14 protein-coding genes and 4 pseudogenes are annotated in these 16,026 nt (G+C 37.4%); 8 read left to right on the top strand and 10 right to left on the bottom strand.

Going from position 1 to position 16,026, the window contains the following annotated elements:
• Nucleotides 1–154 precede the first annotated feature (154 nt).
• Genes N7U66_RS17725 through N7U66_RS17715 form a run of 3 tightly spaced genes read left to right on the top strand, consistent with a single transcriptional unit; the run spans nucleotide 155 to nucleotide 1,646 of the window.
• Complete coding sequence (locus tag N7U66_RS17725) at nucleotides 155–385, top strand: hypothetical protein (RefSeq protein WP_267676317.1); 231 nt, start codon at nucleotides 155–157, stop codon at nucleotides 383–385.
• On the top strand, nucleotides 385–858 hold the full coding sequence (locus tag N7U66_RS17720; RefSeq protein WP_267676316.1) for a hypothetical protein: 474 nt from the start codon (nucleotides 385–387) through the stop codon (nucleotides 856–858). Before N7U66_RS17725 ends, N7U66_RS17720 begins: the two co-directional genes overlap by 1 nt.
• Nucleotides 859–893: 35 nt before the next feature.
• A complete protein-coding gene (locus N7U66_RS17715) occupies nucleotides 894–1,646 on the top strand; it encodes a hypothetical protein (protein ID WP_267676315.1) in 753 nt (250 codons plus the stop codon).
• A 66-nt stretch (nucleotides 1,647–1,712) separates the two neighbouring features.
• On the opposite strand, the gene N7U66_RS17710 is transcribed toward N7U66_RS17715, so the two are convergent.
• Nucleotides 1,713–2,036: a hypothetical protein gene (locus N7U66_RS17710; protein WP_267676314.1), complete on the bottom strand. Its 324-nt coding sequence runs from the start codon at nucleotides 2,034–2,036 to the stop codon at nucleotides 1,713–1,715.
• A gap of 49 nt (nucleotides 2,037–2,085) precedes the next feature.
• Between N7U66_RS17710 and N7U66_RS17705 the strand changes: the two genes are divergently transcribed.
• Genes N7U66_RS17705 through N7U66_RS17695 form a run of 3 tightly spaced genes read left to right on the top strand, consistent with a single transcriptional unit; the run spans nucleotide 2,086 to nucleotide 4,813 of the window.
• Nucleotides 2,086–2,247 carry a DUF5522 domain-containing protein gene (locus tag N7U66_RS17705; protein ID WP_267676313.1) on the top strand — a complete coding sequence of 54 codons (162 nt, stop codon included), beginning with the start codon at nucleotides 2,086–2,088 and terminating at the stop codon, nucleotides 2,245–2,247.
• Between the two features lie 14 nt (nucleotides 2,248–2,261).
• Entirely contained in the window at nucleotides 2,262–4,247 is a 1,986-nt protein-coding gene (locus N7U66_RS17700; protein WP_267678554.1) for a urocanate hydratase, read from the top strand.
• Between the two features lie 17 nt (nucleotides 4,248–4,264).
• A complete protein-coding gene (locus N7U66_RS17695; RefSeq protein ID WP_267676312.1) occupies nucleotides 4,265–4,813 on the top strand; it encodes a DUF4136 domain-containing protein in 549 nt (182 codons plus the stop codon).
• A gap of 197 nt (nucleotides 4,814–5,010) precedes the next feature.
• Here the strand turns inward: N7U66_RS17695 and N7U66_RS17690 are convergent, their stop codons facing one another.
• From N7U66_RS17690 to N7U66_RS17675, 4 genes and pseudogenes are all read right to left on the bottom strand, one after another.
• Nucleotides 5,011–5,253, bottom strand: a complete 243-nt coding sequence (locus N7U66_RS17690) for a hypothetical protein (RefSeq protein WP_267676311.1) — start codon at nucleotides 5,251–5,253, stop codon at nucleotides 5,011–5,013.
• A gap of 82 nt (nucleotides 5,254–5,335) precedes the next feature.
• Nucleotides 5,336–7,396: pseudogene (locus tag N7U66_RS17685) on the bottom strand (alpha-ketoacid dehydrogenase subunit alpha/beta).
• A 79-nt stretch (nucleotides 7,397–7,475) separates the two neighbouring features.
• Nucleotides 7,476–8,543: a branched-chain amino acid aminotransferase gene (locus tag N7U66_RS17680; protein WP_267676310.1), complete on the bottom strand. Its 1,068-nt coding sequence runs from the start codon at nucleotides 8,541–8,543 to the stop codon at nucleotides 7,476–7,478.
• Between the two features lie 96 nt (nucleotides 8,544–8,639).
• Nucleotides 8,640–9,913 (bottom strand): annotated as a pseudogene (locus tag N7U66_RS17675) (dihydrolipoamide acetyltransferase family protein).
• 200 nt (nucleotides 9,914–10,113) lie between these two features.
• Between N7U66_RS17675 and N7U66_RS17670 the strand changes: the two are divergent.
• Nucleotides 10,114–10,587 (top strand): Lrp/AsnC family transcriptional regulator, encoded by a 474-nt coding sequence (locus N7U66_RS17670; protein ID WP_267676309.1) that lies wholly within the window; start codon nucleotides 10,114–10,116, stop codon nucleotides 10,585–10,587.
• A gap of 158 nt (nucleotides 10,588–10,745) precedes the next feature.
• Here N7U66_RS17670 and N7U66_RS17665 read toward each other — a convergent pair whose 3' ends face one another.
• Both N7U66_RS17665 and N7U66_RS17660 read right to left on the bottom strand, forming a co-directional pair.
• Nucleotides 10,746–11,174, bottom strand: coding sequence for a hypothetical protein (locus N7U66_RS17665; RefSeq protein ID WP_267676308.1), 429 nt, complete (start codon nucleotides 11,172–11,174; stop codon nucleotides 10,746–10,748).
• 166 nt (nucleotides 11,175–11,340) lie between these two features.
• On the bottom strand, nucleotides 11,341–11,937 hold the full coding sequence (locus N7U66_RS17660; protein ID WP_267676307.1) for an acyltransferase: 597 nt from the start codon (nucleotides 11,935–11,937) through the stop codon (nucleotides 11,341–11,343).
• 105 nt (nucleotides 11,938–12,042) lie between these two features.
• Between N7U66_RS17660 and N7U66_RS17655 the strand changes: the two genes are divergently transcribed.
• Nucleotides 12,043–12,333: a hypothetical protein gene (locus N7U66_RS17655; protein ID WP_267676306.1), complete on the top strand. Its 291-nt coding sequence runs from the start codon at nucleotides 12,043–12,045 to the stop codon at nucleotides 12,331–12,333.
• Nucleotides 12,334–12,341: 8 nt separating this feature from the next.
• Here the strand turns inward: N7U66_RS17655 and N7U66_RS17650 are convergent.
• From N7U66_RS17650 to paaZ, 3 genes and pseudogenes are all read right to left on the bottom strand, one after another.
• Nucleotides 12,342–13,093, bottom strand: a pseudogene (locus N7U66_RS17650) (enoyl-CoA hydratase/isomerase family protein).
• Nucleotides 13,094–13,143: 50 nt separating this feature from the next.
• Nucleotides 13,144–13,428, bottom strand: a complete 285-nt coding sequence (locus N7U66_RS17645) for a GIY-YIG nuclease family protein (RefSeq protein WP_267676305.1) — start codon at nucleotides 13,426–13,428, stop codon at nucleotides 13,144–13,146.
• Nucleotides 13,429–13,486: 58 nt separating this feature from the next.
• Nucleotides 13,487–16,026, bottom strand: a pseudogene (gene paaZ / locus N7U66_RS17640) (phenylacetic acid degradation bifunctional protein PaaZ).

The raw sequence follows: 16,026 nt of genomic DNA, 5'->3' as shown, positions 1-16,026 counted from the left end.
CATTATTACCGGATCTGCCTATGATGCTTATGCTAAAAATGTAACCGTAAGAGCAACAGGTAATTTAGAATTACAATCCGGAAACAACCTTATTGTTAGCGACTGGGTTACCGTAGAACCCAACGGTATTTTTAATATACAAGATAGTGCCAGCTTGGTGCAAATAGGTAATGATGCCAATACTGGAACTGTAACCATTGAAAGAGATTCTCAACCCATGTATCGATATGATTATACATATTGGAGTTCTCCTTTAACAACCGTTTACGGGTATCTTCTTAAAGACCTCTCTCCCGATACGCTAGGAGATAAATTCTATTCCTGGTTGCCTACACAATCGGCGGTAACGGCAATTGGGTTTTTAACAATCCCAACTCGACAATAATGACCCCTGCTGTTGGCTATGCCGTTAGAGCGCCACAAACGTTTAGCACAAACACTAGTACTAAAACAGTATATACTGCACGTTATGAAGGCGTGCCTAACAATGGCGCTATCACCATCCCTATTACTGTGGGTACAGATGCTAATGTTGGCACATCCATTGGAGATACTGCCGTCACTGCCGACGACGATCAATGGAATTTAATTGGAAACCCTTATCCTTCAGCAATTGATGTTATGAGCTTTTTAAATGAAGCTAATAATTCCACGCTTTTAGATGGCACGGTTTACATATGGACCCACAACACACCTCCTAATAGCGCCTATCCAGATCCCTTTTATGCTGACTATGGTGCTAATTACACATCTAGTGATTATGCTTCTATAAACGCATTGGGCTCAACAAATACTGCTGCCACAGGCGGTGCGGCTCCTACACAATACATCGCTTCGGTCAAGCCTTCTTTGTATTAGGTTTAAATAACGGCAATGCAAATTTTAATAACAGCATGCGTGTTAAAAATGAAAACAACAATTTCTTTAAAACGAGCAACACTAGTACACCAAAAAACAAGAAATTCACCGCTTTTGAAAAACACAGGTTGTGGTTAAATTTAAGTAATGATACTGGTGCTTTTAGTCAAATTTTAATTGGATACGCAGAAGGCGCGACTTCAGGATGGGATCGTGGTTTAGATGGAAAAAGTTTTGGTGGTAATGATGTGACGTTCTATTCTATAGCTTCTGAAGATAAATTAACGATTCAAGCAAAACCTTTACCGTTCACAGAGTCTGATGTTATCCCTTTAGGTTTCAAGGCCATTAGTCAAAACGCTTACAGAATAGGGATTGATCACTTTGATGCACTATTCGAAAATCAGCAAATATATTTAAAAGATAACGACCTTAATATTATACATGATCTAAAGGCGAATCCGTATTCGTTTAGTTCTGATGCAGGAACGTTTAACGAAAGGTTTGAAATCGTTTTTACTACGCAAACGCTATCTGTAGAAAACTACTCGATTACAGAAGATGATACTTTAAAAATTATTTCGAATAATCAATTGACCGTTTTGTCTGAAAACAAAACGATAAACAAAATTATTGTATCTGATGTTTTAGGCAGATTACTAAAAACTTACAAAGGTTTGAATACAAAAAAAATAGCGCTAGTGGCCATTGAAAAAGCAAATAGAGGACTAATAATACAAGTTATATTCTCTGATGATGCCTCGATATTTAAAAAAGTGATTTACTAATACTATAAAGTGCTCATTACCAAAAACGACCCTAATTAGCTTTTAATATTAAGGTCGTTTTTATTTTTATATGTAACTAAAGAACATCCAAAAGGTCCTGGTATTCAAATACTCAAGATTGTTTTCATTGGTATAAGCTTCTCGTTCAAAAGATATATTTTTATAGGCCATATTCCAATTTTTATATTTTATCAGCCTTACCATGAATTCAATGCCATAAAACACATAAAAGAGAATAACTAATAACTCTATTTGTTGTTTCAGATGAATTTTCTCATGATTAACTAATACACGATTACCTTTTAAGGCGTGGTGTTTTAAAACAACAAAAGGAAAGATCGTTATACCTACATAGCCTTTTGGCACTAAATATTTAGAAAATAAAATCACTAATTACCGCGTTAAAATTTCACTTCAATTTACATTATCTTTGTGACAAATGAAGAAATATATTCCCATAGAAGCAGGCGATTTCTACCTCACCCCAGAAGGTTACAAGTGTTTTACAGAACAATATCACCTTAAAAGAGGTTACTGTTGTGAAAGTGGATGTAGACATTGCCCTTATGGGTATAATAAAAATACTTTAAAAAAAAACTAATGTCAGTAAACAGCATAGCATTTAAAGAACAGGTTTTAGAAGGGATTCCTTTAAAATTACCTCCGAAGAGGCCATACGATAGCTCTATAAATCATGCACCAAAACGCAAAGCCATTCTTTCTAAAGAAGAAGAAAAGCTCGCACTAAGAAATGCATTAAGATATTTTGATAAAAAGGATCATCCCGTTTTAATAAAAGAGTTTAAAGAAGAATTAGAACGTTACGGTCGTATTTACATGTACCGTTTTCGTCCAGATTACAAAATATATGCGAGACCCATCCATGAGTATCCAGCGCAATCAAAACAAGCGGCAGCCATCATGCTCATGATACAGAACAATTTAGATTACGCTGTTGCACAACATCCCCATGAACTGATAACTTATGGTGGAAATGGTGGCGTGTTTTCTAACTGGGCACAATACCGATTAACAATGAAGTACTTGGCTGAAATGAACGACGAGCAAACACTCGTGATGTACTCCGGCCACCCTATGGGTGTATTTCCATCACACAAAGAAGCGCCAAGAGTGGTCGTTACCAATGGCATGATGATTCCCAATTACTCACAACCCGATGACTGGGAAAAATTTAATGCTCTTGGGGTCACACAGTACGGACAAATGACCGCGGGTAGCTATATGTATATTGGACCTCAGGGGATAGTGCACGGCACAACCATTACAGTTTTAAATGCGTTTAGAAAAATTAATAAATCTCCAAAAGGAGGCTTATTTGTAACCTCCGGATTGGGAGGCATGTCCGGTGCACAACCTAAAGCTGGAAACATTGCCGGTTGTATAACGGTTTGTGCTGAAGTGAATCCAAAAATTACTCAAGTGCGTTTGGACCAAGGTTGGATCGATGAAAAAATAACCACTATACCCGCATTAACGCAGCGCGTTACCGCAGCCATTATAAACAAAGAAACGGTTTCTATTGCGTATTTAGGAAATATTGTTGACGTCCGGGAAGCTTTCGATAAAGAAAGCATTACAATAGATATAGGTAGCGACCAAACCTCACTTCACAACCCTTGGGCAGGCGGCTATTACCCTGTAGATATTACCTTTGAAGAAGCTAATGATATGATGGCTAATGCCCCTGAACTTTTTAAAGGCAAGGTTAAAGAAACACTTTGTCGCCACACAGCTGCCATAAATAAACACACTGAAAAAGGTACCTATTTTTTTGATTACGGAAATGCCTTTTTGTTAGAAGCGTCAAGAGCGGGAGCCGATATTATGGCTGAAAATGGAATAGACTTCAAATACCCAAGTTATGTTCAAGACATAATGGGACCTATGTGTTTCGATTATGGCTTTGGTCCATTCCGTTGGGTTTGCGCCTCGGGAAAGCCTGAAGATTTAGAAAAAACAGACCACATCGCGTGTCAAGTTTTAGAGGACATCATGAAAGATGCACCTCAAGAAATTCAGCAGCAAATGGCCGATAATATTCAATGGATTAAAGGCGCACAAAACAACAAATTAGTGGTAGGCTCACAAGCCGGAATTCTCTATGCCGATGCCGAAGGTCGTGCTAAAATAGCCGAAGCCTTTAATCAAGCGATTGCAAAAGGAGAGATTGACACGGTGATTTTAGGTCGTGACCACCATGATGTTTACGGAACAGATTCTCCATACCGCGAAACTTCAAACATCTATGATGGATCACGTTTCACCGCAGATATGGCCATCCAAAATGTAATTGGAGATAGTTTTCGGGGGGCTACTTGGGTTAGTATACACAACGGCGGTGGTGTTGGTTGGGGAGAAGTAATTAATGGCGGTTTTGGTATGGTTCTTGATGGTAGTAAAGAGGCTTCTAAACGGGTAAAATCAATGTTGTTTTGGGATGTTAATAATGGCATTTCTCGACGCAGTTGGGCACGAAATGAAGGGGCTATTTTTGCAATAAAACGCGCTATGGAGGCCGAACCTAATTTGAAAGTCACATTACCTAATCGTGTAGATGATACATTAATTGATTCCATATAACCATTAATCTAATTATTATGAAAAAAATCATACTAAAAACAATACCACTAATAGCGTTGCTACTATTCGTTTTTTCATGCACAAGTGTACGGGTCGTTTCAGATTACGATAAAAGTGTAAACTTTGATTCGTATAAAACGTTTGCTTTCTTTAAAACAGGTATCGATAAAGCAGAGATTAGTGATTTGGATAAACGAAGAATTCTAAGAGCCATCGAAACAGAAATGCTAGCTAAAGGCTTTACTAAATCAGAAAATCCGGATGTATTGGTGAGTATTTTTACTAAATCTAGGCAAGAAGTTAACGTTTGGAATAACGGTTTTGGCCCCTATGGCTATGGATGGGGATGGAGTCCTTTTTATTGGAACAGTTTTAACAACGTAAGCGCCTCAACCCAAGGCAGTTTGTACATTGATCTCATTGATACTGAGAAAAAAGAATTAATATGGCAAGGTAAAGGCTCAGGTTATTTAACAAGCTCTTCAAATATTGAAAAGAAAGAAGCTAGGATAAAAGAATTCGTTGCCGAAATTATGAAAGCGTATCCTCCTGAAGGACGGCCATAGAATATACAAAATCATGAGCGGCTTTTTAAGTCGCTTTTTTTTGAACATAAATACTTACCCACAAAACAGTTGAAGCTGTACCCACCAAACACCCCTAGTTTTAATTTTTAAAACACTAAAGGCTTTAATTAACCTCATGTAAACAAATAAAAAAAAGCGACTCAGAGAGTCGCTTTTTTTATAATTGTCATTAAAAATTAATCTTCATCAACCTTAATTTTTGTGTCACCACCATCGGTTTTTATTTTCACCTCTTTATCTTCGGTTTCCATTTTTATTTTGGTTTCGTCCCCGTCAACTTTAGTTTCAATATCTGCACCTTCAGCTTCCATTTCTTCAATCAACTCTTGAGTTTCTGTTTTCTTTTCTTCTTCTCTACATGATGTAAAAGAGAAAGACATAAATGCTACTGCTAATACAGTAAATATTACTTTTTTCATGTTTAAATATTTTAATTAGTTATCCGTCTAAAGTACAGCAAATTAAATAAAGTGACAAATAAATGTTAAAATACCTCTAATATTAGTAATCCATTAGCTCCTTTATTTTCATTTTCACTTTTTCAGTTGAAGGAATCATGGTTTGCTCTAAAGTTGCGTTTAACGGAATGGCTGGCATGTTTTCACTACCAATAGTCATTACTGGCGCATCTAAATATTTAAAACAGTCTTCTTGAATTTTTCCCGCTAGTGCTCTTGCAAAACTATTATTTGAAGGCTCTTCAGTGACCACTAAACATTTGCCTGTTTTCTTAACCGATTTCATAACCGTGTCTTCGTCTAAAGGAAATAAGGTACGTAAATCGATCACCTCAATTTGATCTTTCATATCCAATGCTTCAGAAGCATTCATTGCCCAATGTACGCCCATTCCATAAGTAACTATGGTTAAGGTCTCTACATTTTCCTGTTTCCGCATTTCTTGAAGTACCCAGGCTTTGCCAAACGGCAACACATAGTCTTCACTGGGCTCTACAGATGTTGCGCCTTGTGTTCCTGGCACTTTAGACCAATACAATCCTTTATGCTCTAATATAACCACTGGATTTGGATCATAATAAGCGGCTTTAATTAATCCTTTTAAATCGGCACCATTACTTGGATACGCAATTTTTATTCCTCTAATGTTTGTTATCACACTTTCTACAGACGACGAATGGTATGGCCCACCACTTCCATAAGCACCAATAGGCACTCTAAGAATCATACTTACCGGCCATTTACCATTACTCAAATAGCAACTGCGGCTTACTTCTGTAAACAACTGATTTAAACCAGGCCAAATATAATCGGCAAACTGAACCTCGACAATTGGTTTCAACCCTACGGCACTCATACCTACCGTTGAGCCTACAATAAACGCTTCTTGAATAGGCGTATTAAACACACGATCATCTCCAAATTTTTGCGCTAAGGTCGCCGCTTCTCTAAAAACACCTCCTAATCGCCCACCCACATCTTGACCGTAAAGCAAGCATTCTTTATGCTTTTTCATAAGCTCTTCTACAGCAAATAGGGCACAATCTACCATGACTACTTTATCAACGCCTTCAGGTGACCGTATGCCTTTTTCCTCGGTAATTGGTGTCGGTGCAAAATCGTTAGTAAATAAATCTTACTGGTTTTGGATCTTCTGCTTTTAATGCTTTCTCAAAATCAGATTGTACTTTTTCTTTCGCACTATTTTCTATGTTTTCAAGATCTTCACGAGAACACCCTTGATCAATCAACTGCTTTTTCAATACAGGATAGGGATCTCGTGATCGCGCCTCGTCTAAATCATCACGATACCATTCCATACGTACGCCGAAGTATGATGATTTAACAGAGGTACTTTTGCATGCACTAAAAAGGGTCTGCGTTCTTTCCTAATCGTATGAATCACTTGCTCTAAAGCGTCATAACTTTCTGTGAAATTTGCACCATCAATTGAAATGGCTTCTAATCCATTAAACCCTTTAGCGTATTCAAAGGCATTCTGTGCTCTAGTCTCTGCTGCATTGGCTGAAATATCCCAACCATTATCTTGTATTAAATATAAGATGGGCAATTGCTTTAAGGCAGCCATTTGGAAGGCTTCTGCGATTTCCCCTTCGGTTACAGACGCGTCGCCTAAAGAACAGACCACAAAGGGCAACGCCTTAAGCGCTTTATCATCTAATCCTTGTAATTCTTTATACTGCATCCCCATGGCAACGCCAGTTGCAGGAATGGCTTGCATACCGGTGGCGGAAGATTGATGTGGGATTTTTGGCTTATCATCGTCCTTTAAACTGGGGTGCGAATAATAGGTTCTACCTGCAGAAAAGGGATCGTCTTTTTTTGCTAGTAACTGCAACATCAAATCATATGGCTCTAGTCCAAACGACAATAACATGGCATCATCTCTGTAATATGGAAAGGCGTAATCTTGAGGTAATAATTGCAATCCTAATGCAATTTGAATGGCTTCATGACCTCGTGAGGTGGCATGTACATATTTTGAAACCTGTTTAAAATTCGCTTCATACAATTCTGTCATAGCCTTGGCTGTACACAGTTTTGAAAACCCGTTTTCTAGTATGCTTTTTTTCATATCTATCATTCCTGCGTAGGCAGAAATCTATTTATTTTATTTACTTCCGTATGGATTCTTACTTCATTTCGAATGAGAAGACCGTATTTTAAACCAATTCCTTTTCAATCTTGATCATCCAATTGAATTTATCTTCAATTTTGCCTGTTTTTATAGCATCCAATGTATTATTAACCTCTAATCCTACAGGGCTTTCATTAGAAACATGAATGGTTTGGTCATCTACTCCAATCTCTTGAATGTATGCAATACCAACCGCCGTTCCTGTTCCAAACGCTTCCTCTAACTTACCCGCTTTTGAAGCGGCCTTAATTTCATCTATCGTAATGGCCCGTTCAATAACCTCGTAGCCTTTGTCTCTTAAAATTGTAATCACACTCATTCGTGTGATACCGTCTAGAATAGAACCATCTCGTTTTGGTGTGATGAATTGTCCATCAATTTTGAAGAAAATATTCATGGTCCCTACTTCCTGAATATATTTATGTTCTACAGCATCTAACCACAATACTTGATCATACCCTTTCGCTTTTGCCAATTCTGTTGGGCGAATGGCTGCTGCATAATTACCAGCTGCTTTGGCTTCTCCTGTCCCTCCTGCTGCTGCCCGAATGTATTGTTTTTCAGCCCATAATTTTATGCGCTTACTAAAAAAGGGACCTGCTGGTGATGCCATTATAATAAATTTATAATGGGTTGCAGCACGCATCCCTATAAAGGGTTCATCGGCATACATAAATGGCCTTAAATATAATGCACTACCCGCTTTTGGCGGAATCCAATTGTGCTCTAGAGCCACTAATTGTTTCAATCCTTCTACAAATAAGTCTTCCGGAAAATTTGGCATACCCATGCGTTCTGCACTCGTGTTTAATCGTGCTGCATTTCTATCGGCACGAAACAACATAGGGTTTCCATGAGTATCTAGCGTCGCTTTCATCCCCTCAAAAATAGCTTGCCCATAATGCAACGCCATGGCCGCGGGATGCGTAGGAATAAGGTGCAACGGTTCTATTCTAGGATTCACCCATTGCCCGTTGTCATAATCACAAACAAACATGTGGTCTGTAAAGGTGGTACCTAGTGGAATGTTGTTAAAATCTAAAGTATTCACTTTAGATGCTTTTACTTTTGTTGTGGTAATGCTGTATTTCATCGATAATTATTTGTCGTTTCACGCGATCTGGAAACGGTATTCATTGCTGCTTGTATTACAATGGCACTCAACGTGATGGTTGTAATAACAAATGCTCTATATTTTTCTATTAACATCAAATTGCTCAAAATAATCTGCAACACGACGTACAAATGAACCTCCTAAAAAGCCATCAACTACACGATGATCAAAGGATAGTGACAAGTACATCATGCTTCTAATCGCAATTTCATCACCGGCTTCTGAGCTTATGACTTCGGTCTTTTTTTAATGATTCCTAACGCTAAAATGGCGACTTCTGGTTGATTAATTATGGGGGTCCCCATCACACTTCCAAAGGTACCTACATTAGAAATCGTAAACGTACTTCCTTTTATATCATCGCCGGCTAACTTATTGTCCCTCGCTTTTTTTGCGAGTTCATTTACGTTTGCCGCTAATGCTTTTAAGTCTTTGGTATCTGCATTTTTTACAACGGGAACAATGAGATTTCCACTTGGCAAAGCAGTTGCCATACCAATATTAATTGCTTCTTTTACAATAATGGTATTGCCATCAACAGAAGCATTGATGTTAGGGAAATCTTTAACCGCTTTTGCTACAGCTTCTACAAATAATGGCGTAAACGTTAAGCGTTCTCCATATTTCTCTTCGAAAGCTTTTTTATTAGCATTTCGCCAGTTTACCATATGGGTTAAATCGGCTTCCACATAAGCGGTCACATGTGGAGCGGTATGTTTTGAGTACACCATATGATCTGCAATCATTTGACGCATGCGATCCATTTCAATCACTTTTCCTTGACCTTTATCAAAGCTTAATTGTGGTATTCTGTAAGCGGTTGGGTCTTTTTCAACAACTGGTTGCGCGCCTTTAAAAGGCCGGCCTTCCTCTATATACTGAAAGACATCACTTTTACGCAGCCTCCCTTCGCCTCCAGTTGCTGGAATGCGCGCTAGTTCTTCAAAACTAATATGATGTGTTTTTGCTATTTCTATAATTAATGGCGAAAAGAATGTGTTTGAATTAGAGGTACTAAAAGCTTTTGAAGTTTCAGTTGCTCCTGAAAGCAACCTTGGTCGCTTCAGCTCTTTTTTCTTAGCTAAGTTGGTTGGTTTTTCTGCTTCTTCTGTTACTTTCTTTTCAGACTTAGCTTCGGTTGAAACCTCCGGAATAGCCATAACTCCCCCCACAGGCACAACATCTTTGGCTTGAAATAATGTTTTCAATAAGGTGCCTGCTGCGGGTGCCGGTACTTCATTATCTACTTTATCTGTGGCCACTTCTAAAATGATGTCTCCTTCATTGAAGCTTTCACCTTCAGAAATTAACCAATTGATAATAGTTCCTTCAGTAATACTTTCACCCATTTTGGGCATTTTAAGTTGAAATTCTGCCAATGCTATATGTTATTAGTTTTAAAGAAATAAAATTAATTATTTTCTTCATTTAAATATGTTAAAATCTTTGTTTTAAACCATATTAAGAATAACATTCTTATTTATACCTCACATTAAGTTTTTAATTCTTTAAAACTTATATTTACAGCCTTATAAATAACATTTTTCTTATGCAGCATCACTTGGACAAAATAGACACTAAAATTCTGTCTCTGCTTCAGCAGAATAGTAACAGGACGACTAAAAGTATTGCTACCGAATTAGGAATGACCACCACTCCTGTTTTTGAACGCATTAAAAAATTAGAAAAACAAGGATATATTAAAAAGTATGTGGCCCTTTTAAACAATAAAAAAATAGGCCTAAAACAAACCGTTTTTATCGGCATTACCTTGCAGGGCCATACTAGGAGTTATTTAGAAAAATTTGTAACCCAAATCAATAACTTCCCCGAAGTTATTGAGTGCCACAGAGTCAGTGGAAACTTTGATTATTTACTAAAATTGGTTGTTGAAGACATTGAGGCTTACGAAACTTTTATTATTACGAAGCTAACCTTGCTCCCGTATTTAGGAAACGTACAGAGTTTGATCACCTTATCGACAGGAAAAGAAACTAATGAGATTGATTTGAGTCGGGTTTAATGAGGCCTACCCTTTATGTATTCAATGGTTACACATACGATCAGTACAAATTTGCGCAACTAGATTAGTAAAAATAGAAAACATCATAGAAAATCCCTTCGAAACTACTAAACAGGTCACAACCAAACACTAAATTCTATAAGCCTTAGCTTAACTTTTTAGTTAAATGGGTTATAAATTATTTTTGTTATACCATCAGGGAATTCACGAACTAATCTGTCTCCTTCTTTAGAAAACTTATAATATGTTCCCTCTTCTTCCATATACCGTATTTCGTAGATTCCATTGCCTCTATTTACCCAATTCCAGCCAAATTCATACACCGATAATCCGCAACTAATTGGATAATTATCAGGATCAAAATTAAAACCGCCAACAGATTTATTGACATTATACTCGGTAATAAAAAAACTCCCACAGAATTCAATTTCAACTTCTATATTTGATTCAAAGTGTTTATAGGTTTTCCATTTTCCAATAATTATAGCATCATCACTAACATTAACACTTGAGTCATCATCACTCGAACAAGCCGAGAAAATCATAACTCCAATTAAAATACTATAAAATAGTTTGCTTTTTGTCATTCGTTACGTTTTGTTTAATTCTAATTGACTTTTTTATTCGTATTCTAGAATTCATTTGTTAATCGTTTTGATTCTCTTTGGTTTTTTCCCATGTCAAAAAAAGAGGTAGTTTAAATTGACTATTAGTACTCCAAAATAAGAAGATTGTAAAAACTATTAAATATAATTATTTTTTAAACGCATCTCTCAACGTTTTATAGACTTCGTCTTGTGCAGGTCGATCTTTTGGAACCGCTCTTAATGGTTCTACTTCTTTTAGTGTTTCGTGACAATCCGCAGGCAATTGTTGATAGAGTGCTGTCCCTTTCGTTTTCCAAGCAATCATCTCGTCACTCACTTGCTTAATTACTTTTGCTGGGTTTCCCACCACCAAACTACGCTTAGGAATTTTAGTTTCTGCCTTTACAAATGTCATAGCACCTACGATACTCTCATCTCCAATTTCGGCATCGTCCATGATAACCGAATTCATCCCAATCAAACAATTTCTACCTAAATTAGCCCCATGAATAATAGCGCCATGACCTACATGTGCGCTTTCTTTGAGCGTGATGGATTTCCCTGGAAACATATGTATGGTACAATTTTCCTGAACATTAACGCCATCTTCTAAAATAATTTGACCCCAATCAGCACGAATGGCTGCTCCTGGTCCAATATAGCACTGTTTCCCAATAATAACGTTGCCTGTTACTGCAGCCAAAGGATGCACAAAACTAGATTCGTGAACGACGGGAATGAAGCCTTTGAATGAATAAGTCATAAATTATTTTCTTAAGTTAATTCGTTATGTAAACATATTATAATTATATTTAAGCATGATACATTATATCAAACCTACCTACTAATCTCATAAAGCCCCAAAATTATGACCGTATTAACCCCCTCTTCTAGTATTGAAAAAGAAGCTATTCCACAATTAAAATTCTCAAACTTAGAAACATTACAGTCTACTAGAGCTCGCGTATTGAGATCACATTACCTTAATCGTGCCACTCAATTAGGGAATTTATCTAAAGGTAAAGTTCGCATTTATTTTAAAGATGAGAATAACAACTTGCGGCACGTTAATACAACCATCCGGGCTTTAACTACAGACTTTGTTGTACTAAAACAAGGGGTAACCCTACCTATAAAATCGGTCGTTTACATAGCATAAATATAGGCTTATTTAAAGCCTTTTAATTTTTCTTTTGTAAACGCTGAAAGCACTAATCGTCCACTGGTTTTGGCACGTTCTGCTAGGAGTTGATCCCAATCGTCTGTCCCTGACCAAAAGACTCTTTTCATTTCTAGCATGGCTTCTGTATTATAGGTGCATAGATGTTCGGCTGTTGCTTTTACTGCGTCATCAAGTGCCTCTGTACTTTCATACACTTGAGTAAATAAGCCTTTCTCTTTAGCCCATTCTGCGGAGTAAAACGTATTGGCATCAATAGCGATTTGTGACATGGCACTCAATCCCATTTTACGTTCTATTGCTGGTCCAACCACAAACGGTCCAATACCAATATTTAACTCACTTAATTTAATAGCTGCAAATTTTGTAGCCATACAGTAATCCGTGGACGCCGCTAATCCAACACCGCCGCCTACAGTTTTACCTTGAATACGCCCAATAATAAACTTAGGACATTTACGCATGGCATTAATAACATTTGCAAAACCGAAAAGAAGACTTTTCCAGTAGCCTCGTCATTAATATTAATCAATTCTTTAAAGCTAGCCCCCGCACAAAAGGTTCTGTCTTTCCCACTTTTTAGAACAATAACTTTTATGTCATTGTTATGGCCTGCTTCTGTAATGGTTTGTGCCAATTTTGCTAATATATCGCCTGGTAGCGAATTATGTGCCGGATGAAAAAATTCTATGTATCCTACTTCGTTTTCTATGTTTATTTTTACGTATGGTTCTGTCATCACGCTTGCGTGTTCCCGTGAAAACGGGAATCTGTTTTTATGTGTTAAACTTATATTTCTGTATGTAAATCCGTCCAATTAGGATTCAATTTCTCTATCAATTCAATTTTCCAATCTCTATTCCACTTTTTCATTTGCTTTTCTCTTAATTTAGCTTTTGCTTCTGTTTCAAATTCTTCTGAATATATAAGTTTGTCTAAATTATATCTTGCTGAAAACGTCGTTGGGTGGACTTTATTTTTATGTTGATATATTCTTTTCTTTAAATCTTTTGTTTCTCCAATATACAAAACGCCATCTTTTTTATTGGTGATTATGTAGACGTAATGTTTCATCTTTTGAAGTCTTATTTATGAGACTTCCGATTTCTCGGAAGCTTCGACCAGTTTGGACTTACAAAAGCCCAAACTGTTCAAAGTGATGATTTAAATGCTTTCGTTCTAGTAAATACGATTCATATCTGTTCAATTCTCCGAAGACTAAATTTTTCAACTTAGCGTCCGGATATTCTTTAAAATACTCGATATACCTTTCTCTTTGTCCTTTAAATTTTTCTATAGCTGTTTCTAAATCTGGATGCTTTAATACCTCTAAAGTATCTTTTTCTAACAACGGGAACCTTGAATTTTTCGGGAATTTCTCATAATTATAAAGGCTATGATGAACCTTCTCTAAAATTTTCTCCGGGGTTGCTATTTCAAAATCCTGAAGGTCTCCTGAGGCAATTTTATAAGTATATTCTAAATGCTCAATCATATGTTGTGGCGTCATGATTCCCCATTTTGGTTTCGCATCTGCTTTTAAATTATTTAAACAGGCATCGATTTTTTCTGAAGTCATTTCAACAAAAGTTTCCTGCTTTTTCTCAACCATAGTTAGAATCGTTGCCACAGCAACCAAAGGACTATCTTTTTCTGTTTTATTCTTTTCCGGTCTATTTTCAAAATTAGCATCAAACACTTCTACATGCCATTTTACAATACCGCTTGGATGCTCTGCTGATGTGACATCACGATCTACTTTTTCCTTACAAGTCAATCTTACATATATGGTATCGTTATGATATAATGGTCGTAAAAACCGAATACTATCTAACCCATAATTTGCTGCAACAGGTCCTTTGTTTGGATACACAAATAAACCAGCTGCTGCTGAAATAATGAAATAACCATGGGCCGTTCTTTTCTCGAAAATACTTCCATCTAAAGACGTAATATCAGTATGTGCATAGAAATGATCCCAAGTTAAATTGGCAAAGTTCATGATATCTGTATCAGTAAATGTACGTTTATGTGTCTTTAGCGACATTCCTGGTTGAATGTCTTCCCAATGGTATTTAAAGGGATGTTGTTCTGCTTCCTTATATTTTGCGTTTTGCTGATAAATTCCTGTGATTTCCGTAATGGTGGTTGGTGAACCTTGAATAGCGGTACGCTGTAAGTAATGCTTAATACCACGCATGCCTCCCATTTCCTCACCACCTCCGGCACGTCCGGGACCACCATGAACCAAGTATGGTAATGGAGAGCCATGACCTGTACTTTCTTTGGCACTTTCTCTATTAATAACTAGTATTCTTCCGTGGTGACTTGCGGCATTAACGACATAGTCTTTCGCAATTTTATCATCATTTGTTGCAATAGATGATACTAAAGAGCCCTTACCCATTTGTGCAAGCGTAATGGCTTCATCTAAGTTCTTATATGGCATAATGGTACTCACTGGTCCGAAAGCTTCACGCTCATGAATAACAGTATTCTGAAACGGATGGTCTGCTCTTAATAAAATCGGACTAATGAAAGCGCCTTTCTTGGCATCTGCCCCAATAGTTTCTATTGTATCTAAATTACCATACACAATCTGAGCTTCTTTTGCCAAATCGTTTACCGAGTCTCTAACGGCTTGCACCTGTTGATGACTTACTAAAGACCCCATGCGTACTTCTTTAAGTCCGGGATCACCTATGGTAACTTTATCTAAGGCTTTGCCTAATGCGACTTGAACCTCTTCAACTACATTTTCACGGAACGATAATACGTCTAATGGCTGTACATTTTTGTCCAGCCTTGGCGGTCATTTCATTTCTCACTTCTTTGATAAACAAATCAAACTCCGGTGTTCCAGGCACCGCATCCTCACCTAAAATAGAAGCATTTAAAGAATCGGCCTCCATTGTGAAGGGTACAGATTCCTGAATGAGCCTTGGGTGTGCTTTTAATAAACGTCCTGTTTGTGCAGAACCGGTGAAGGTCACAACATCTTGAGATTCTACCGTATCTAAAATATTTTTTACGGTTCCGTTTATAATCTGTAATGCCCCTTCAGGTAAAATCCCTGAAGCAATAATTTCTTTAGCAACAGCTTCTGCCGAGATATGAAGATGATGGCGCTGGTAAAACTATTGCTGGTACTCCAGCCATCCAATTGACTGCACATTTTTCTAGCATGCCCCAAACTGGAAAATTAAAAGCATTGATATGCACGGCCACGCCTTTTTTGGGCACCATGATATGATGTGCCATAAAACGTCCGCCACGTGAAAGATCAATAGGTTCTCCTTCCACATGATAGGGTTGGTTAGGAAATAATTTTCTTAAAGACGCATTGGCAAATAAGTTTCCAAATCCCCCTTCAATATCAATCCAACTATCCACACGCGTTGCCCCAGTTCTATAACTGAGTTCGTAAAACTGTTCTTTACGTTTAGTAAGATATAATGCCAAACTTTTAAGCATGTTCCCACGTTCTTGAAAGGTCATTTTCCGAAGGACTTCGCCTCCTTTTGTTCTCCCGTAGTTAAGAATTTCAGGAATGTCAAGCCCTTCAATAGCAATGCTGGTAAACGCATCGCCTGTGATCGCATCTAAAATGGGTGTGCCTTCTTCTTTTCCGCTTGTCCATTGTCCTTGGACATAGTGTTGTATTTTATTCAT

It is taken from the genome of Lacinutrix neustonica (genome assembly GCF_026625145.1).
Lineage (GTDB): Bacteria > Bacteroidota > Bacteroidia > Flavobacteriales > Flavobacteriaceae > Lacinutrix > Lacinutrix neustonica.
The sequence above is the reverse complement of the archived record's forward strand: the minus strand, read 5'-3'. Positions and strand labels throughout refer to the sequence as shown.